This window comes from Desulfovibrio piger (genome assembly GCF_012843875.1).
Lineage (GTDB): Bacteria > Desulfobacterota > Desulfovibrionia > Desulfovibrionales > Desulfovibrionaceae > Desulfovibrio.
On the sequence record NZ_JABAFY010000009.1, the window covers coordinates 1 to 18,201 of the forward strand.

At 65.5% G+C, this 18,201-nt stretch carries 17 protein-coding genes; 4 read left to right on the forward strand and 13 right to left on the reverse strand.

What is annotated here, in order from left to right; translation table 11 throughout:
• The first annotated feature begins 88 nt into the window (after nucleotides 1-88).
• Complete coding sequence (locus HF854_RS03715) at nucleotides 89-1,039, forward strand: glycosyltransferase family 2 protein (RefSeq protein ID WP_168935092.1); 951 nt, start codon at nucleotides 89-91, stop codon at nucleotides 1,037-1,039.
• 217 nt (nucleotides 1,040-1,256) lie between these two features.
• Here HF854_RS03715 and HF854_RS03720 read toward each other — a convergent pair whose 3' ends face one another.
• The 4 genes from HF854_RS03720 to HF854_RS03735 are packed head-to-tail and all read right to left on the reverse strand — an operon-like array spanning nucleotide 1,257 to nucleotide 5,176.
• Nucleotides 1,257-1,940, reverse strand: a complete 684-nt coding sequence (locus HF854_RS03720) for a phosphate signaling complex PhoU family protein (protein WP_168935094.1) — start codon at nucleotides 1,938-1,940, stop codon at nucleotides 1,257-1,259.
• On the reverse strand, nucleotides 1,940-2,695 hold the full coding sequence (gene pstB, locus HF854_RS03725) for a phosphate ABC transporter ATP-binding protein PstB (protein ID WP_006009177.1): 756 nt from the start codon (nucleotides 2,693-2,695) through the stop codon (nucleotides 1,940-1,942). Before pstB ends, HF854_RS03720 begins: the two co-directional genes overlap by 1 nt.
• Nucleotides 2,696-2,697: 2 nt before the next feature.
• A complete protein-coding gene (locus tag HF854_RS03730) occupies nucleotides 2,698-4,491 on the reverse strand; it encodes an ATP-binding protein (RefSeq protein ID WP_240937653.1) in 1,794 nt (597 codons plus the stop codon).
• A gap of 10 nt (nucleotides 4,492-4,501) precedes the next feature.
• Entirely contained in the window at nucleotides 4,502-5,176 is a 675-nt protein-coding gene (locus HF854_RS03735) for a response regulator (protein ID WP_168935098.1), read from the reverse strand.
• A 220-nt stretch (nucleotides 5,177-5,396) separates the two neighbouring features.
• On the opposite strand from HF854_RS03735, the gene HF854_RS03740 reads away from it, so the two are divergent.
• The 3 genes from HF854_RS03740 to pstA all read left to right on the forward strand — a co-directional run bounded on the left by HF854_RS03740 (nucleotide 5,397) and on the right by pstA (nucleotide 8,174).
• Nucleotides 5,397-6,212 carry a PstS family phosphate ABC transporter substrate-binding protein gene (locus HF854_RS03740; RefSeq protein ID WP_168935101.1) on the forward strand — a complete coding sequence of 272 codons (816 nt, stop codon included), beginning with the start codon at nucleotides 5,397-5,399 and terminating at the stop codon, nucleotides 6,210-6,212.
• A gap of 187 nt (nucleotides 6,213-6,399) precedes the next feature.
• Nucleotides 6,400-7,287 (forward strand): phosphate ABC transporter permease subunit PstC, encoded by an 888-nt coding sequence (gene pstC / locus HF854_RS03745; protein WP_168935103.1) that lies wholly within the window; start codon nucleotides 6,400-6,402, stop codon nucleotides 7,285-7,287.
• A gap of 11 nt (nucleotides 7,288-7,298) precedes the next feature.
• A complete protein-coding gene (pstA, locus tag HF854_RS03750; protein WP_430392464.1) occupies nucleotides 7,299-8,174 on the forward strand; it encodes a phosphate ABC transporter permease PstA in 876 nt (291 codons plus the stop codon).
• 363 nt (nucleotides 8,175-8,537) lie between these two features.
• Here pstA and cmk read toward each other — a convergent pair whose 3' ends face one another.
• From cmk to HF854_RS03795, 9 genes are all read right to left on the reverse strand, one after another.
• The gene (gene cmk / locus HF854_RS03755) at nucleotides 8,538-9,230 is read right to left on the reverse strand and encodes a (d)CMP kinase (protein WP_168935105.1); all 693 of its coding nucleotides are present in this window, start codon (nucleotides 9,228-9,230) and stop codon (nucleotides 8,538-8,540) included.
• Nucleotides 9,227-10,366, reverse strand: coding sequence for a histidinol-phosphate transaminase (gene hisC, locus HF854_RS03760; protein ID WP_168935107.1), 1,140 nt, complete (start codon nucleotides 10,364-10,366; stop codon nucleotides 9,227-9,229). The genes cmk and hisC overlap by 4 nt, the downstream gene beginning before the upstream one ends.
• Before the next feature lie 84 nt (nucleotides 10,367-10,450).
• Nucleotides 10,451-10,894, reverse strand: a complete 444-nt coding sequence (locus tag HF854_RS03765) for a universal stress protein (RefSeq protein WP_168935108.1) — start codon at nucleotides 10,892-10,894, stop codon at nucleotides 10,451-10,453.
• Nucleotides 10,895-11,094: 200 nt separating this feature from the next.
• Nucleotides 11,095-11,574 (reverse strand): pyridoxamine 5'-phosphate oxidase family protein, encoded by a 480-nt coding sequence (locus HF854_RS03770; protein ID WP_168935109.1) that lies wholly within the window; start codon nucleotides 11,572-11,574, stop codon nucleotides 11,095-11,097.
• 41 nt (nucleotides 11,575-11,615) lie between these two features.
• Nucleotides 11,616-12,263, reverse strand: a complete 648-nt coding sequence (locus HF854_RS03775) for a flavodoxin family protein (protein ID WP_240937655.1) — start codon at nucleotides 12,261-12,263, stop codon at nucleotides 11,616-11,618.
• A gap of 146 nt (nucleotides 12,264-12,409) precedes the next feature.
• Entirely contained in the window at nucleotides 12,410-13,120 is a 711-nt protein-coding gene (locus HF854_RS03780) for a Crp/Fnr family transcriptional regulator (RefSeq protein ID WP_168935111.1), read from the reverse strand.
• A gap of 129 nt (nucleotides 13,121-13,249) precedes the next feature.
• Entirely contained in the window at nucleotides 13,250-14,836 is a 1,587-nt protein-coding gene (gene hcp, locus HF854_RS03785; RefSeq protein ID WP_168935113.1) for a hydroxylamine reductase, read from the reverse strand.
• Nucleotides 14,837-14,990: 154 nt separating this feature from the next.
• Nucleotides 14,991-16,805, reverse strand: coding sequence for a DUF697 domain-containing protein (locus HF854_RS03790; protein WP_168935115.1), 1,815 nt, complete (start codon nucleotides 16,803-16,805; stop codon nucleotides 14,991-14,993).
• A gap of 297 nt (nucleotides 16,806-17,102) precedes the next feature.
• On the reverse strand, nucleotides 17,103-18,200 hold the full coding sequence (locus HF854_RS03795) for a lytic murein transglycosylase (RefSeq protein ID WP_168935117.1): 1,098 nt from the start codon (nucleotides 18,198-18,200) through the stop codon (nucleotides 17,103-17,105).
• Between the last annotated feature and the right edge of the window lies 1 nt (nucleotide 18,201).

Genomic DNA, 18,201 nt, shown 5'->3' on the forward strand with positions numbered 1-18,201 from the left:
ACTCGCTACTGTTGTTACCTCGTCAATTTTATGGGACTACTTTACCTTGCTTTGGCCTGTATCCTTTGGAGAAAACTAGTATAGCAATATGTATGCCGGACATTCTCTTATTCTGGTCGTTCCCTGCTACAATGAAGAGGCTACGCTGCCGAGTACCCAGGATGCCCTGGCTGATCTCCTGAAGGAGTGCAAACAAAAAGGTCTTATCCAGGAAAGCAGCCTTATCCTGTATGTCAATGATGGCAGCCGTGATGCCACATGGGATATTATTGAGCGCCGTCATCAACAGGATGCTTGCTGCTGTGGCATCAGTTTTGCCGGTAATGCCGGCCATCAAAATGCTGTCTGGGCAGGGATGGAGACTGCCTACCGCCGGGGAGCAGATTGCATCATCAGCCTGGATGCTGACTTGCAGGATGATATTTCCGTCATCCCGCAAATGCTGGAGCACTATGGGCAAGGGTGTGATATTGTGTATGGTGTGCGCAATGACCGCAGCTCGGATACCGGCTTCAAACGGGGGACAGCCCATCTTTTCTATCGGATCATGGGCTGGATGGGCATCAGCATGATCCCTGACCATGCTGACTACCGCCTCGTGGCCCGCCCTGTTCTGGAGGCGCTCCAGCACTACCACGAGCAGGACCTTTTTTTGCGGGGGTTGTTCCCTACCATGGGCTTCCGCACAGCCCAGGTAGGGTACAAACGTCTAGCTCGTACGGCTGGCGAGACGAAATACCCATTATGCAAAATGCTGTCCTTCGCCTGGAAAGGCATTACCTCCTGCAGCGTGGCACCGCTGCGTCTTGCCGGTATCATGAGCCTGGGCTGCATGCTTATCGCCCTGAGTTACAGTTTGCTCTCCTTGTGGAAGTACGCATGCGGCGAGACCGTCCCTGGCTGGACATCCCTGATCATCATCGTTCTTTTCCTCGGTTCGGTCCAACTGCTGTGCCTGTCACTTATGGGAGAATATCTTGCAAAAATATTTACTGAGGTCCGCCACCGCCCCCGGTATATCATAGAAAAGGAGCTTTAGCTGTCCCTGGAGGCCCTCTTTTTCTTGGCTCTTCCTGGAGATGATCTATTCCCTCACCGGAACATTCCCCATTACATGTCCCTCTGCTGGGTTGCTGAGCTTCTGCAGCCCTTCTGCATTCAAAGCATGCCGGAAAACCTGCATTTTCGAGGCACCAAAAAAGCGGGGCAGTCACCTGCACCCGCTTTTACCGGAAAAACAAAGGAACGTGGATGTGTTACTTCTTTTCGCCGCTATGCTTGAGGCTCTGGCCGTGCTGCATGAAGTAGACCTGTTCGGCCAGATTGACGGAACGCCGCCAGATGCGGGTCAGGGCTCGCACCACCAGCAAGGTATGCATGACAAGCTGGGGATCGGGACGCTTGCCTTCTTCCTGACGCAGCAGCTCCAGCAGGCGCTGCACGATGCGCATCTCGTTCTGCAGGGCCTCGTCCTCGCAGTTGCGCAGGGCCAGGGCTTCCTCTCCGTTGCCTTCGCGGAAGCAGTCCATGGCGCGCATGAAGGCCTCGCGGGCACGCTGCATCATGCCGCAGACCTCGTCCGCTAGGATACGCCGCCCGGGCACGTCTTCCATGAGCACGGTCTGCTCGGCCACGGTCACGGCCTCGTCACCGATGCGCTCCAGATCCACCACCATGCGCAGGGCGGCCACCACGAAGCGCAGATCACCGGCCACGGGCTTGATGCGGGCCATGAGGCGCAGGCACAGCTCGTCGATCTCGTTTTCCAGGGCGTCGATGGCCGTATCACCGTCACAGACGGCGATGGCGCGCACGGCCTCGCCTTTTTCATAGGAACGCGCAGCCTCTTCCAAAGCGATGTCCACTTGCGCATACATGACCAGCAGGCGCGTGCGCAGCGTGGCCAGCATGTGCTGGGGCGTGTAATCCTGAAGAACCATTAACCGAACCTGCCTGTGATGTAGTCTTCCGTCTCTTTCTGGGACGGACGGGTGAATATGACGTCCGTGCTGTCGCTTTCCACCAGACGGCCCATGTAGAAGAAGGCCGTCCGGTCGGAGATGCGGGCCGCCTGCTGCATGCTGTGGGTCACGATGATGATGGTCAGGCCTTCCTTGAGCTCCACGATGCTCTCTTCCACCTTGCGGGTGGCGATGGGGTCCAGGGCGCTGGCGGGCTCGTCCATGAGCAGCACCTGCGGTTCCACGGCCAGGGCACGGGCGATGCACAGGCGCTGCTGCTGGCCGCCGGAAAGGCCCAGGGCCGAGGAGGAAAGGCGGTCCTCCACTTCGTTCCAGAGGGCGGCGCGGCGCAAGGCCAGCTCCACCTTCTCGGTGATGAGGTTCTCGTCCTTGACGCCGTTGACGCGCAGGCCGTAGGCCACGTTCTCGAAGATGCTCTTGGGGAAGGGGTTGGGCTTCTGGAAGACCATGCCCACCTTCTGCCGCAGGCGCACCACGTTGGTGCGGGGCTGGTTGACGTCCTCGCCGTCCAGCATGATGCGGCCTTCCACCCGGCAGCCGGGGATCAGGTCGTTCATGCGGTTGAGACAACGCAGGAAGGTGGATTTGCCGCAGCCGGAAGGGCCGATGAGGGCCGTGACGCCGCCGGCCTCGAAATCCAGGCTGACATCCTGCAGGGCGTGGGAAGCGCCGTAATAGACGTTGATCTTCTGCGCCGAAAGTGCTGTTGCCATAACTACTCCTGCACGGGCGTCCGGGGGGCGTCCGCGCGCCTCAAGGTAAAGATGATGGCCGTGCTGCCGTCTTCCGCCGGGCTTTCCGCCCAGATGCGGCCGCCGTGCCGTTCGATCACATGTTTGCAAATGGCCAGGCCCAGGCCCGTGGAATTCTGCCCGCGGTGGCGCTCCACCTGATAGAAGCGCTCGAAGATGCGCGGCAGATCGTCCGCCGGGATGAGCACGCCGTCGTCCACCACACGGATGACCACGTCGTCGCCTTCCACCCGGCCCGTGACGCGGATGGCCGTTTCTTCTTCGGCATAACGGCAGGCGTTCTCCAGCAGGTTGCGGAACACCAGCGTCAGCAGACGGTCGTCGGCCAGTACGGGGGGCAGTTTTTCCAGATGGCCTTCCAGACGCAGCTTGCGTTCCTGCAGGCGGGTCTGGCACAGGCTGCCCGCCTCATCGAGGGTGGCGGCGCATTCCGTGGGGCAGAGCTCCAGGGCGCCTCCCTGCCCTTCCAGACGGGCCAGCACCAGCAGATCCTCCAGCATGCGGGCCAGGGAACAGCTGTGACGGTAGATGATGGCTGCAAAGTGCTGCGCCTGTTCCGAGGAATCCATGCTGAGCAGGGTCTCGGCATAGCCCTGGATGGCGGTCAGCGGCGTACGCAGCTCATGGGAGACATTGGCCACGAAATCGCTGCGGATGCGCTCCAGCTGCATCAGGTCGCTGATGTCGCGGAAGACCAGCACCGCGCCCAGACGGGCATCGGCCAGTACGGGCAGGGAGATGAGCACCGAGAAGACCCGGCCGCCCAGATGCAGCTGCACCTGGCGCAGGGAACGGGGCACATCCAGATCCTCGTCACCGTTGCCGGAGGACGAGCGGGCCACCTGGGCGGAGCGCAGCATGGCATCCACGGCATCCTGCAGTTCGGGCGAGGGGATCACCTCGATGACCGGGCTGCCCGCCATGTCGGTCACCTGGGGGAAGAGGCGGGCAAAGGCACCGTTGCAGCGGCGGATGCGGCCCTGCGGCCCCAGCACCAGCACGCCGTCGCTCATGGTGTTGAGCACGCTCTCCAGCTGGGCGGTCTTGTCCGAGGCGATGCGCACCTGCTCGCCGATGCTGTCGGCCATGCGGTTCACGGCCTCGGCCAGGGGGGCGAACTCCGTGCCCGGCAGACGGCGCAGGCGGCGTTGCAGGCGGCCGCGGGAAATGGCCGAGACCACGTCCACCATCTGGCCCAGGGACCGCCGCATGGCGCCGGAGATGAAGGCGGCCAGCACCACGGCCAGCACCACGGCCAGCAGGATCATGGGCGCGAAGACGTGCAGGCGCTTCTGGATGAGCAGGTTGACGCTGTCCAGCGGCAGGGCCAGACGCAGGATGCGCCCGTCAGGCAGGTTGCGGGCCGCGTAGGCAAAATTCTTGTGCAAGGTGCCGCTGGCGCGCAGGGAGTAGCCCTGCCCCTCGCTGCGGGCCTGCACCACTTCGGGCCGGTCGCCGTGGTTGTCCATGCCTTCGGGCGAAACGCCGCCGGTCTCCGCCAGCACTTTGCCGTCGGCATCCAGCAGTGAAAGCCGCAGGTCGGGCAGGTCGAGCACCCGGGCCAGGACCTCCAGATCGTTTTCGCCACGCAGCAGCAGTTCGCCCGCCACGCGCGCCTCGCGCAGCAGACCGGTACGAGCTTCATCGAGCTGGCGCTCTTCCAGCCATTCGCGCGTCAGCCACAGGGAAAGCCCCGCAGCCACCGCGGCCACCAGCAGGATGGCCCAGAAGATCCGGGCCCTAAAAGAACGGAACATCCCCGTCATCTCAGCCTCTCAAACGGTAACCGACGCCGCGCACGGTCTCGAGCGCGGCGGCTTCTTCACCCAGTTTGGCCCGCAGACGCCGGACATGCGTGTCCACCGTACGGGCATAGCCTTCGAACGAATATCCCCAGACCGCGTTGAGCAGCTGTTCGCGGGTGCGCACGGCGCCCGCATGCCGCATGAGGTCTTCCAGCAGACGGAACTCCGTGGCCGTCAGGGCCACTTCCTGCCCGTCCAGGGTCACGCGGTGGGCCTCCACATCCAGCAGCAGGGCCCCGCGGCACAGGGCCGTGCCCATGCCGGGGCGGTTGCCGCGGCGCAGGATGGCCCGGATGCGCAGCACCAGTTCCCGGACGCTGAAGGGTTTGACCACATAATCATCGGCCCCCAGGGTCAGGCCCACAATGCGGTCCACTTCTTCGCCGCGGGCCGTGAGCATGAGCACGGGGATGGCCGCCGTGACCGGCTGGGCCTTGAGCCTGCGGCAGACATCGCAGCCGTCCATGCCGGGCAGCATGAGGTCCAGCACCACCAGGTCGGGCAGCTCGGAGGTCGCCATGTGCAGCCCCCCCAGCCCGTCGGCCGCTTCCAGTACCGCAAAGCCTTCGCGCTCAAGGTTGAAGCGCAGCAACTGGCGGATATCGTTTTCGTCTTCAATAACAAGTATGCGTTGCATGGAGTCTTCCTTTGCCTTGGAGAAGTAGTGCCTTTCCCATGCGCCAGCAATGCGCCTGAAAGGTTACAATTGTGTGACAGGCCCGTAAAAACCACGGTTTTCAAAGTGTCTCCACATCTTCGCCGAGGCGTCACATTTCTGTAACAATGCCTGAGGAAAAGGGAGGTGCTTCGGGATCGAGCCGAAGCAAAGACTTTTTTCCTTTTAAAGGAGCACTATCATGAATTTCGCCAAAACTCTGGTCCTTACCTGTGCCGCCCTGGGTCTGAGCGTGGCCGCCCACGCCCAGGATATCGTCGTCAACGGCTCCACCACCGTGCTGCCCGTCATGCAGAAGGCCGCCGAATCCTTCATGGCCGCCAACCCCGACATCAAGCTGGTGATCTCCGGCGGCGGTTCCGGCAACGGCATCAAGGCCCTGGGCGAAAAGCAGTGCGACGTGGCCATGAGCTCCCGCGACATCAAGGACAAGGAACGCGCCGCCGCTGAAAAGAAGGGCGTGAAGCCCGTGCGCATCGCCGTGGCCGTGGACGCCATCGTGCCCGTGGTCAACCCCGAGAACCTCGTGAAGGACCTGCCCCTGGAACAGCTGTCCTCCATCTACGCCGGCAAGGTGCGCAACTGGAAGGAACTGGGCGGCCAGGATGCCCCCATCGTGGTCATCTCCCGCGATACCTCTTCCGGTACCTTTGAATCCTGGCAGGAACTGGTCATGAAGAAGGAACGCGTCACCCCCGCCGCCCTGATGCAGGCCTCCAACGGCACCGTGGTGCAGGCCGTGGCCAAGAACAAGAACGCCATCGGCTACATCGGCCTGGGCTATCTTGACAAGAGCGTCAAGGGCCTGACCGTGAGCAAGGTGGCCGCCAGCGCCAAGACCGCTCTGGACGGCGAATGGCCCATCGCCCGCGAACTCTACATCTTCACCAACGGCGATCCCAAGGGCGGCGTGAAGAAGCTGGTGGACTACCTGCTGGCCGCCGACAAGGGCCAGAAGGACGTCCTGGCCGTGGGTTACGTTCCCCTGCAGCATTAAGCCCGCAGCACCGGGCAGACGCTCCCCCTCTCCTTCCGGGGGCCTCTGCCCGGTCCCCCGCAAGGGGAAAGGGCCCGTGCCGGTCTGAGGGATCATACCGGCGTACGTCCCCCTTTCCCCCGTTTTTCCGCTTTTTTCCCGCTTCCTCCAGCGGGCGCGTCCCGCAAGGAAACCTTCGGAGAAAACCATGTTCAGCTCTTCCCACGAGCGGGCCATCCGCATCTGCCTCACCGCCATCGCGGCCTCGTCCCTGCTGGCGCTGGCAGGTATCGTCATCTTCCTGTTCACCGAAGGCCTGCCCCTGTTCCGGCATGTGAGCCCGCTGGACTTTTTGCTGGGCGACCTCTGGTACCCCACGGAAGATCCCGGCCTGTTCGGCATTTTCCCGTTGCTGGTGGGTTCCGTGGCCGTCACCGTGCTCTCCTCGCTGCTGGCCGTGCCTCTGGGCGTCATGACGGCCGTGTACCTGGCCGAGATCGCCCCGCCCTTCGCCCGCCGCGTCATCAAGCCCTTCGTGGAACTGCTGGCGGCCCTGCCTTCGGTGGTGCTGGGCTTTCTGGGCATGGTGGTGCTGGCGCCCATCCTCCAGGACGTGCTGGGCGCCGCCACGGGCCTCAACCTGCTCAATGCCTCGCTGGTGCTGGCCATCATGAGCCTGCCCACCATCTGCTCCGTCTCCGAGGACGCCCTGCGCGCCGTGCCCCGCTCCCTGCGTGAGGCCTCCCTGGCGCTGGGCGCCACCCGCTGGGAGACCATCGTGCGCGTGGTGGTGCCCGCGGCCCTGTCCGGCATCGGCACGGCCATCATGCTGGGCATGTCCCGCGCCATGGGCGAGACCATGGTGGTGCTCATGGCGGCCGGCGGCGCGGCCATGCTGCCCCAGTCCCTGCTGGATCCCGTGCGGCCCATGCCCGCCTCCATCGCCGCCGAAATGGCTGAAGCCCCCTTCCGCAGCGACCATTATTACGCCCTGTTCGCCACAGGTATCGTCCTGTTCCTGATGACGCTGGCATTCAACATGATCGCTTCCCGCATCGCCGAAAAACACCGCCAGGTGGGCTCGGCCAGCCTTTAAGGAGCCCTTCCATGCCTCTTGCCACACCCGATCCGCGCCGCCGTCTTTTCGTCCAGGGCGCCATGCTCGGCACCCTGCGGCTGGTGGCCGCCTTCAACGTCATCCTGCTGGTGGCCATCTGCCTTTTCCTGCTGGTGCAGGGCCTGCCCGCCCTCAGCTGGGAATTCCTCTCCACGCCGCCCCGCGAGATGATGACCGCCGGCGGCATCCTGCCCTGTATCGTGGGCACGGCCATCCTGGCCCTGGGCTCCCTGATGCTGGCCTTCCCCCTGGGGGTGGCCACGGCCGTCTACCTGCATGAATACGCGGGCAACACTCCCTTCGCCCGCATGGTGCGCCTGGGGGTCAACAACCTGGCCGGGGTGCCCTCGGTGGTCTTCGGCCTGTTCGGGCTTTCGTTCTTCGTGACCTTCTGCGGCATGGGCGTCAGCATCCTGTCCGGCATCCTGACCCTGGCGGTGCTGACCCTGCCCGTGATCATCAGCACCGCCGAGGAGAGCCTGCGCTCCGTGCCCGACACCTACCGCCAGGCCTCCCTGGCCCTGGGCGCCGGCAAGGCCCAGACCATCACCCGCGTGGTCCTGCCCTGCGCCATGCCGGGCATGCTCACCGGCGCCATCCTGGGCGTGGCCCGCGCCGCCGGTGAAACGGCCGCCATCATGTTCACCGCCGCCGTCTTCTATACGCCCAAGAACCCGGACTCCATCTTCAGCTCAGTCATGGCCCTGCCCTATCACATGTACGTGCTGGCCACCGCCGGCACGGACATCGAGAAGACCCGCCCGCTCCAGTACGGCACGGGCCTGGTCCTCATCCTGCTGGTGCTGGGCATGAACCTGCTGGCCATCATCCTGCGCGACCACCTGCAGCGCCGCCACCACGCCTAGACGCCATCCGCCACAGGCTGATTTTTGGGGGACTTCCTGCTCCGGCAGAGAGGTCCCCTTTTCCGTTTCCCCCCTGCCACAACACACGTCTTCCGCAGGCCGCGGAGCCGCGCAGGGGGCCTTTCCCGGCACACCGCCTCACCAGATGCTCCGACGGCGATAAGAAAGATCGGAAGTCTGCCCAGCCTCCCCCGGTCCCTGCCGTGCGGCCCCCTCTTGCACCCCGGCCTGAGCGATCCCCATCCGGGAAGATGTCCTCTTCCGCCTCCCGCGTTCTCTCCGGTCACACCAAAAACGCAAACGGGCCGGAAGGGAGATCCCTTCCGGCCCGTCATCTTGCCATATGATGTTTACCGTCCCCGGCTACGGCAACAGGGTCACGCTGCCTTCATGCACGCTGATGCGATGCACCAGCACGCCCAGCACACCGGCGATGTCCAGTTCCGAGGTATCCACGATGACGGCATCGGCAGCGGGGCGCAGAGGCGCCACGGCCCGGTTGCGGTCCAGGGAGTCACGCTGGCGGATCTGCTCGGTCAGCGTCACCAGATCGGCTTCCCCCCCGCGGGCGGCCAGGTCGCGCAGACGGCGCAGGGCGCGCACTTCGGGCGATGCATCCAGGAAGAATTTGAAGCGGGCGTCAGGAAAGACCACCGTACCCATGTCACGGCCTTCCACCACCAGCGGCGTGGCTTCGCCCATGGCCCGCTGGGCCTCGCGCAGCACCTCGCGCACCACGGGCACCGTGGCGATGCGGGCGGCCAGCATGCCCACCTGCTCGGTGCGCACTTCGCCGCGGATGGGCACGCCGTTGCAGCACACCGTGGAGGCCCGTCCCTTGCCGGACAGGCTGAAGGTCCACTGGCGGCACTTTTCGCGCAATTCCTCTTCGGGCAGGGTCTCCGCACCGGGCCCCAGCTTGAGGGCCAGGCAACGGAACATGGCGCCGGTATCCAGATAGGCCACGTGCAGGCTTTCGGCCAGCTGCTGGGCCAGCGTGGTCTTGCCCACACCGGCGGGGCCGTCCAGGGTCACCACAGGCAGGGTCGTCTTCATCCCCGCACCTCCTGCATCCACTGTTTCATGGCCTCAAGGAAGGCCGTGTTCTCTTCGTCGCTGCCCACGCTCACGCGCAGGTGATCGGGCAGGCTGTAGCTTTTGAGCGGCCGGATGATGATACCGCGCTGCAGCAGGGCCTCAAAGCAGGCCGCCGCCGTACCGCAGCCTTCGGGCAGCTGCATCATGATGAAGTTGGCGGCGCTGGGCCACACCGTGCATCCCAGGGCGCGCAGGCCTTCGGTCAGGCGACGGCGACCGGCGCGCACGCATTCCAGCGTGGCGGCCCGGAAGGTGCTGTCCTGCAGCACGGCGATACCGGCTTCTTCGGCCAGGATGTTGACCGAGAACGGCAGGCGGGCCCGCCAGTAATACTGGGCCAGCTCGGCCGGCAGGATGCCGTAGCCCAGGCGCAGCCCGGCCAGACCGTAGCTTTTGGAGAAGGTGCGCATGATGGCCACGTTGTCCGGGATGTCACCGGAGGCCAGCAGGGAGAAGCGGGCCTCGTCCTCGGGGCTGTCGCCCGCAAAGTCCATGTAGGCCTCGTCCACCACCAGCAGGCAGTGGGGGAAGCGCTCGCCAAGGCGCTGCGCCAGGCGGCGCACGTCGGCCAGCGGCGGGCAGTAGCCGGAGGGATTGTCCGGCGTGGTCACGAAGACCAGACGGGTGTCATCGTCCACCAGGGCGAAGAGCGCGTCGAGATCGAAGCTGAAATCCGGGTTGAGGGGGTGGCGGCGCACTTCCACGCCGCAGACCTGCGCCTGGATGGGATAGATGCTGAAGCAGGGCTCGAAACAGACCACGGAATGCTTGCCCGGCACCAGGAGCATACGGATCAGCATGTCGATGATCTCGTCCGAGCCGTTGCCCACCACCACCTGATCGGGGCTGACGCCGTGCGTGCGGGCCAGGGCCGCCACCAGGCGGGGGTTGCCGCCCTGGGGATAGCGGAAGGCTGTCCCGGCGTGCAGGCCCAGGGCCTCCTTCACCAGGGGCGAAACGCCCAGGGGGTTCTCGTTGCTGGCCATTTTGACGACCTTGGACAGGCCGTATTTCTCCTGAATTTCGGCAATGGACATGCCGGGAACATAGGCGCTCAGGGCGGCTATTTCCGGGCGCACGGCGCAGGTGTACATACAGACTCCAGATGCAAAGAAAAAAGGGCCGCCGCAAGTGCGGCGGCCCGAGGAACCGTTGTCAGTTCCCGGTCCGGCCGGGACTTACTTGTTGGGGCGAACGGTCAGCACAGGCATGGACGCGTTCTTGACGACCTTTTCAGCCACGGAGCCGAAGAGGATGCGGTCGATGCCCTTGCGGCCGTGAGTACCCATGACGATGAGGTCGACGCCTTCGTCATTGGCACGGGCCAGGATCTCTTCAGCGGCGTAGCCGATGAGCACCTGGCCCTTGGCTTCCACGCCGGGGAAGTTCTCGGCCACGAAAGCGTCCATGGACTTTTCAGCGCCGGAGACAATCTCGCCCACGAAGTTTTCGATGGTGTTGGGCGGCACATGGAAGCCCACATACTGGCTCAGCGAGGGAGCCGTGTAGACGACGATGATGCTGGCCCCCAGGCCCTTGGCCAGCATGGTGGCGTACTCTGCCACGGCCGCGCTGTGTTCGGAAAGGTCAACCGCGCAAAGAATCTTCTTGATTTCCTTCATGGTACGCTCCATTACCGCCCAGACGGACAGAAGTAAAATGTTGAAAATCCGGTTCCATCAGGAAAGGGGGGATGGCCCTTTCCTCGTCGGCTCCAGAGCCGGCGCAGCCTTTTTTTCCCTTACAACCTTAATGTAAGGACTTTCCCCGCACAAGACAAGGCCTTTTCTCCAATTTGTGCCAAAAAGCACAAACTTTCTTCCTATTCCTTGTCCTTGCGGCGCGGCCCGTTCTTGTGGCGGCAGGTCAGGCTCTCCACATCGATGCGCAGGATATTCACGCGGGCCAGGGCGGCATCGGGCGTGGGGCGCGGGCAGCGCGCGTCAAAGCGCAGGCTGATGGCGTCCAGGGCACGGCGCTTCTCTTCCGTATCGGTCACTTCGCTCACCCGGCCGGTACCGCAAAGGCTGCGGAAGTGGGTGGTGGATTTTTCGCGGATGATGCACACGTCCACCGCCGTGGAAAAGCCCACCCGGCCATCCCGGCGCAACACGTCGATCTTGCGTCCTTCCAGGGCGCAATGGATGTAGATGCGCCCGTCCAGCCAGACATGGTTGAAGGGCAGCACATAGGGGAAATCCCCGGTCTGAAAAGCCACGAACAGCGATTCCGCCTTGTTGAGGATCTCGCCGGGCAGGGCCGGATCCTCGCTCAGTTCCACGCGGCTGACGATCTTTTCCATGATGTTCTCTCCTCCCCTTGCAGGATAACGGGCCCGCGGGCTCAGGACAAGCGTCCCGTCCCGGCGGACCAGGCAAAAAAGTGGCCGCCGTCCAGTTCTCCGGCGGCATCGGCCCCGGGCAGGGGCAGGCCCTGACGGCAGCGGTCCCAGCAGCGCACCAGCGCCTGACGGTCCGCCCCGTCGGGATGGCGGGCGGCCTCGGCCAGACGGGCCGCACGGGCAGGCGTCATGGGATGGTGGCCCGGTTTGCCCGCCAGCGCCACCAGACGCGGATTGACCCGCCCCTGGCAAAAAAAGCCGCCCAGCACCTCGTTGCCGTTGTCCTGCAACAGGCGGCGGGCCGCCGCAAGACACTGGCGGGAATGGTCCGAACCGGGGCGCGTGCCGTGGGTACCGAAAAAAAAGACGCGCTTGCCGCGTATGCCCTGCCACAGGCGCAGGCTGCGGCTGTCGGGCAGGCCCCGGCGCACCCAGAAACCCAGAAGCAGCGTCCCGGCATGGTCGAGCAGGGGCGGATGCCCCGTGGGGAATACGGGGGCCCCGGTGGCTCCGGCCAGGGCATCGGCCAGAAAACGCGTATTGCCGGTGATGCTGGAGCAAAGGATGCACGGCGGCAGGGAAAGCTGAGGGATGATGTCTGTCATGGCTGTCATGATGGTGTGGGCTGCCGCCCGCCGCCAGGCCAGCATCACGGTATCAGCGGAGCGCGGCGCACAGAGGCGGGAGCGACATGCAAAAAAATACGACCGGCGCCGGGGCCTGCCTGCGGCCATCATCCGGCCGCACGGTGACGGGCCTTGCAAGGCCGGAGCGGAAAAATACGTCCGAAAGCCCGTTAGTCCTGGGCCCGGCGTTCCAGGACCGCCATGTCCAGCAGCTCCACCCGCCGCCGCTCCAGGCGGATGGCGCCTTCCCGGGCCAGCTCGTTGAGTTCCCGGCTCAGGCTCTCGCGGCTCAGGCCCAGCAGACGGGCCATGAGCTCCCGGGTACCGGGCAGTTCCAGCTGACGGCGCCCTTCCTCCATGCGGGAGCGGTGCAGCAGCCATCCGGCCACCCGCCGGGAGACCGAAATCATCCCCTGCGAGCCGGCCACCTTGTTGACGAACAAACGCTGCCGCGCCGCCAGCACCTGCAAAAGCCAGCGGGCCAGCCGGGGATTCCCGTCCAGCAGCCTGTCCATGGTGGCCCGCTCCAGCCAGAGCAGGCGCCCCGGCCCCAGGGCCACGGCCGTAGCAGGCAGAGGGGCCTCGTAGAACAGGGCCCCCGGATCGGGGAAGGCCCCGCCGCGGGTCAGGTGCAGGACGTACTCCCTGCCCTGCGGGCCCATTTTGACCAGTTTCACCTCGCCGGACAAGACGAAGGGCACATGACGTATCTCGTCCCCTTCACGGAACAGGACATCGCCCGCCCGCATCTCGGCCAGACGGCCCGTGCCCAGCACAAGACCGGTCTCCCTCTCGTCCAGCCAGCGGCCCAGCGGGCTGTGGCGCAGGGCATCCCGCAGGCTCTGGGGATCGGGGGGGCGGTTCCCTTTTTTCTGGTCCATGCGCGACCTCCATGAAAGCTTTGCCCCCGCGGACACAGGGGCAGGAAAAAAAGCCGGACGGGAAAGCAGCCCCGCCGGCCAAAAACACAGGGGAAGACCGCGGTCACGGCCTTCCCCTGCAAAAGAATCTTAGCCCAGGATCGCCTTGAGGTCTTCGTCGGGCGTGGTCACGGGCATGATGTTCCACTGTTCCACCAGCACCTTGAGGATGTTGGGGGACACGAAGGCAGGCAGCGTGGGTCCGAGGCGGATGTTCTTCACGCCCAGGGCCAGCAGGGTCAGCAGGATGCTCACGGCCTTCTGCTCGTACCACGAAAGCACCAGCGACAGCGGCAGGTCATTGACGCCGCACTTCAGGGCATCGGCCAGGGCCAGGGCCACACGCACGGCGGCGTAGGCGTCGTTGCACTGGCCCACGTCCAGCAGGCGAGGGATGTCGCCCAGGCTGCCCAGCTCCTTGTCGAAGAAGCGGAACTTGCCGCAGGCCAGGGTCAGGATCAGGCAGTCGGCCGGGATCTTCTCCACCAGTTCGGTGTAGTAGTTGCGGCCGGGACGGGCGCCGTCGCAACCGCCCACCAAAAAGATGTGGCGCAGCTTGCCCTGGGCCACGGCATCCAGCACGGCGGGCGCGGCACCCAGCAGGGTCTCGCGGCCAAAGCCGGTCAGCACTTCCTTTCCGGGCACGTCTTCGGCGAAGCCGGGCAGTTCCAGAGCCTTCCGGATGACGGCCGAGAAGTCACGCCCCTTGCAATGGACCAGGCCGGGCCAGGACACGTTGCCGGAGGTGAAGACCTTGTCGGCGTAGTCTTTGGGGTCCTGGATGCAGTTGGTGGTGAAGAGCACCGCGCCGGGAAAGGCGGGCAGCTCCTTCTGCTGGTTCTGCCAGGCCGTGCCGTAATGCCCGGCCAGATGCGGGAAGGCATGCAGCAGCGGATAGGCGTGGGCGGGCAGCATCTCGCCGTGGGTGTACACGTTGATGCCCGTGTCGCGAGTCTGCTCCAGCAGGGCCAGCAGGTCGGGCAGGTCGTGGCCGGAGATGAGGATGGCCTTGCCCTTGCGCCGGCCCAGGGAGACGGGCGTGGGCACGGGCGTGCCGAACGTACCGGTATTGCCCGCTTCCAGCAGCTCCATGGCGCGCAGGTTGGCCTTGCCGCATTCCAGCACCAGCCCCAGCCAGCCGTTGAGGTCGTGGCTCTCGGGATCCAGTTCGGTGCCGGCACGCAGGCCGCGATACAGGAAGGCGGCCACGTCGGGATCACGCTGGCCCAGCTCGGCGGCATGGTCGGCATAGGCGGCCACGCCCTTGAGGCCGTAGAGCAGGATCTGCATGGCGGAGCGCACGTCCTCGTCGTCGGACAGGCGGTCGATGGCGGTTTCCCGCAGATCCAGGGCAGCCAGAGGCGTGGGGGCCGGGGCACCGGGCACACGGGCGGCCAGGGCCGTGGTGCGCTTCAGGCATTCTTCCTGCACGGCGCGCAGGGAGACGGGATCGAAATTCACATTGGTCAGGGTGGAGAACAGGGCCTTGAAAGCGAAGTCGTCGGTGGCGGTGTCCACGATGCCGGCGTCACGGGCCATCAGGGCCACGGCCGCCAGTTCGCGCAGCTGCCAGACCAGCTTGTCCTGCTGGATGGCCACGGCCTCGTTCTTGCCGCAGATGCCAAGGCGGGTACAGGCCTTGCCCTTGGAGGTCTGTTCACACTGGTTGCAAAACATGGGGGGCTCCTTGTGCTGAGGGGGATGGGTGTCTGTCCATGACACTAGAACACATCTCCCCGGCTACAACTGTGACCATCGTCACAAAACAAGGAATCTTTTCACAGATCCGCCGGACTGCCGGACGATGTGCGGGAGCTCCCGCCCCGTGCGCTCACTTCCAGAAGCGTTTCCAGCCGGAGGCGGGCTCCTCACGGCCGCTCTGCAAACTGCCGCCCAGCCCCAGCCGGTGATCCAGTTCCGCCAGCCACGCCGCGGCCGCCGCGCCGTGTTCCAGCTCCAGGGAGCGGTGGCAGGACAGCACGTCCTCCACTCTGCCCCGCCAGAACGACAGCTGCGGCTCCAGCAGGTCGAGGTCGGGATGCCTGTCCACCAGCGTACGCAGCCCGGCGCTCACACCTTCCGCATCGCACAGCCGGGCCAGCTGGCGACGGCGCTTCCAGCCCGGACGCCCCTGCGACCAGACCAGGGCCAGATGCAGGACGAAACGCTCGTCCGCCGTGGCCTCCCGCCGCCGGTTGCCGGGCAGTATGCCCCGCACGGCGCCCAGGACGGCAGTGGTGCCGCTGCTGACGGCTCCGGCCACGGCCTGTCCCGCACCGATAACGGCACCGGCACCAGAACTCACGGCCCCCACGACGGCCGTACCGCCGCGCGCCACGGCCTGCCCGGCAGTGGCAGCACCATCGCTTACTACACCGATGACCGCGCTGGTCCCGCTACTCACCATGTCCGCCACAGCCCCCGCTCCGCTGCCGACACTTTCCATAACCGCGCTGCCGCCGCGCAGCACGACTTTTTCCGCACTGGTGGCACAGTCGCCCACGGCATGGATGACGGCGCTGGTCCCGTTGCCCAAGGCATCCGCCACAGCACCGGCTCCCGTACTGACAGCCCCGGCCACGGCCTGCCCGGCACCAATGACGGCACCGGCACCAGAACTCACAGCCTCGGCCACGGCCGTACCGCCGCGCGCCACGCTCTGGGCGGCGCCCCGGGTCTTTTCCAGGGCGCTGTCGGCCACGGTGCCCACGGTCTCCGAGATCTTCTGCCCCATGGAGGCAGGCAAGTTCACCAGCTGCTTGCGGAAGGCCTCCACGATGGCCCCCACGGTCTCCCGGGAGATCTCCGCCAGCATGGTGCCCGCCTCCCGGACGCAGGCCTGCTGCCGGGCCTCTTCCCTGCCCAGGGCAGCAAAACGGAAGGCACTGCGCGTCACCACACCGGCCCGGATGGCCAGCAGGCAGTTGGCCGCCCCGTCGATGACGGCGGTCGTACACTGCTGCATCATGGGCCCCATGAGCGGCACGCTGGAGGCCGCCATGGCGGGCGTGACCGCGGGCAGCAGCTCGTTCATGCTCTCGGTGATGGTCCGGGGGATGTCCAGGGCCTCGATGGAAAAGGAAATGAACGTGGCCGAGGAGACCGTGCTGTAGACGCTCCACAGCTCCGCCGGGGTGGGACGCTGGTTGTAGATGCCGGAGACCCGCCAGACCATGCGAGCCAGCGAGACGAACATGATGAGCGCATCCAGACGGCCGTTCTGGGACAGGGCCGTGCCCAGGAACACCCGTTTGGCACTGTTGCGGATCTCTTCCCCGGCACGGGCGTCCAGCACGTCGAGGGCCTTTTCCAGAAAATGCTCATCCGTGGCGCGGAGGCCTGCGGCACGGACATGGGGATTCTTCTTCAGACGACGTTCCAGTTCACGGGCAAAGGCCTGACGTTCCGCCTCCGTGGGATCGTCACGCAAGACCAGGCGGGGCGCACGGGCAAACCAGGCCAGGCCCAGCCAGAGCACGGCGCCTGTCTCCAGCGCCAGCAGGGACACGAAGGCCAGCCAGCCCCAGCCGGGAGCCAGCACTTCCACCGTCTGGAAGGCCGTCAGGTCCAGCTGGACCAGCAACATCAGGATAACGAGCATGAAAAGGGCCGCAGCCGCTTTCAGCAAAGTCGAGATAAACGTCATGTCAGCTCCCTGTACGAAGGAAGGATGAGGGGCCCCGCCCGCGAAGAACAGTCACGAGAGCAGGCACGGGCCTGCCGGAGCGGCTCTGCCGCGCGACGGAACCGTTCACAACTCAACACGGGGCGCGTCAGCAGGATGTCAGGAACGGGGGATAGGGATCTGCGGAGCACCGAAGGCCCCGGAAAGGAGGAAGGAAGGCGCAGACGCGTGCACTCCCGGCAGGGCCGCCGGAACGATCCGTGGCCAGGGGCGCGACCTGTCAAAAAAGGACGGCAGGCGGACCTGCCGTCCCGTGACTCACTTCAGAGCGGCGACACGGTCAGCCAGAGCCATGATGGTGTTGGCGTAGACCGTGGAGTGGTTGTAGCGCATCAGCAGGGCATGCTGGCGCTCGCGGGAAAGCCCGGCCTTCCAGCCGTGCCGGGCAAGATAGTGGGAAAGGCTGGCCACGGCATCGGGCACGGTGAACAGGTCCACACGGCCGTCGCCGTCGCCGTCCGCACCGTAGGTGGCGATATTGGACGGCATGAACTGGCACAGGCCCACGGCGCCGTAGATGGAACCGGGCAGATGTTCCGGCGGCACGCGGTCGCGCAGCATGTGCTCCACCAGGGCCCTGGTCTCCTTGTAGGCCCAGTCCGCACGCTTGGGCATGGTCTCGGCGATCCAGTCCATGTGCCGCTCATGGTCGCGCAGCTGCGGCAGCCAGTCGCTGATGCTCTCCGGCGTCCGGCTCACGGCCATGCTGGCCAGGGTGTAGAAGGCGTTCTCCGAGGTATCGCCCAGCACCTTGCCGAGGCGGGTCTCCACAAACAACAGGGCCGCCGCGATGGACGAAGGCACGCCGTAACGCTGCTCCGCCTGGCGGAAGGTCTTGCTGTTGGCCGAGATGAACTGGCGGCACAAACGCGCGTTGGCGTCCGTGACCACGCCCTTGTAATACTGCGCCTGCGGCTTGTCCGAAGGCGGCGCGGGAAAGAACTTGCGATTGTACAGAGCCTTGATCTTGCGGCCCATGGGCGACTGGGTGGGCGTGGCAGGCAGGCCCGCCAGCAAGGCGTCCACCTTGGGCCCGGAGATGCCGTCGGCAGCCAGACGGCGCGACAAATCCTTCCAGGCAGAGGCCACGGCCGGAGAGGACGGGCGTACGGTCTTGGGCGCGGGGGACGCCACAGGCGTCACCACAGCCGGGGCCGCGGGAGAAGGCCCGAGGGAGCGTTCCTTGATGCCGTCATCGCTGCCGCCCGACGCGGACGGCGGCTCCAGGATCACGGTGCCGCTGGCCACTACGTCATCCACGGGTTCTTTGCCGCCGCAAGCGGCCAGCAGCAGACAACACAGGGCACACAGGACGAGACGCAGGGCTCTGCGTCCGCCCCTGGTGGAGATGCTCATG

Coding starts and splice junctions, on each gene's coding strand:
- hcp (WP_168935113.1), bottom strand. CDS start 14,836: ATGTTTTGCAACCAGTGTGAACAGACCTCCAAGGGCAAGGCCTGTACC.
- HF854_RS03780 (WP_168935111.1), bottom strand. CDS start 13,120: ATGGACCAGAAAAAAGGGAACCGCCCCCCCGATCCCCAGAGCCTGCGG.
- pstA (WP_430392464.1), top strand. CDS start 7,299: ATGCCTCTTGCCACACCCGATCCGCGCCGCCGTCTTTTCGTCCAGGGC.
- pstB (WP_006009177.1), bottom strand. CDS start 2,695: ATGGCAACAGCACTTTCGGCGCAGAAGATCAACGTCTATTACGGCGCT.
- HF854_RS03770 (WP_168935109.1), bottom strand. CDS start 11,574: ATGGAAAAGATCGTCAGCCGCGTGGAACTGAGCGAGGATCCGGCCCTG.
- HF854_RS03735 (WP_168935098.1), bottom strand. CDS start 5,176: ATGCAACGCATACTTGTTATTGAAGACGAAAACGATATCCGCCAGTTG.
- HF854_RS03730 (WP_240937653.1), bottom strand. CDS start 4,491: ATGTTCCGTTCTTTTAGGGCCCGGATCTTCTGGGCCATCCTGCTGGTG.
- HF854_RS03720 (WP_168935094.1), bottom strand. CDS start 1,940: ATGGTTCTTCAGGATTACACGCCCCAGCACATGCTGGCCACGCTGCGC.
- HF854_RS03795 (WP_168935117.1), bottom strand. CDS start 18,200: ATGAGCATCTCCACCAGGGGCGGACGCAGAGCCCTGCGTCTCGTCCTG.
- cmk (WP_168935105.1), bottom strand. CDS start 9,230: ATGAAGACGACCCTGCCTGTGGTGACCCTGGACGGCCCCGCCGGTGTG.
- HF854_RS03790 (WP_168935115.1), bottom strand. CDS start 16,805: ATGACGTTTATCTCGACTTTGCTGAAAGCGGCTGCGGCCCTTTTCATG.
- pstC (WP_168935103.1), top strand. CDS start 6,400: ATGTTCAGCTCTTCCCACGAGCGGGCCATCCGCATCTGCCTCACCGCC.
- HF854_RS03775 (WP_240937655.1), bottom strand. CDS start 12,263: ATGCTGGCCTGGCGGCGGGCGGCAGCCCACACCATCATGACAGCCATG.
- HF854_RS03740 (WP_168935101.1), top strand. CDS start 5,397: ATGAATTTCGCCAAAACTCTGGTCCTTACCTGTGCCGCCCTGGGTCTG.
- HF854_RS03715 (WP_168935092.1), top strand. CDS start 89: ATGTATGCCGGACATTCTCTTATTCTGGTCGTTCCCTGCTACAATGAA.
- HF854_RS03765 (WP_168935108.1), bottom strand. CDS start 10,894: ATGAAGGAAATCAAGAAGATTCTTTGCGCGGTTGACCTTTCCGAACAC.
- hisC (WP_168935107.1), bottom strand. CDS start 10,366: ATGTACACCTGCGCCGTGCGCCCGGAAATAGCCGCCCTGAGCGCCTAT.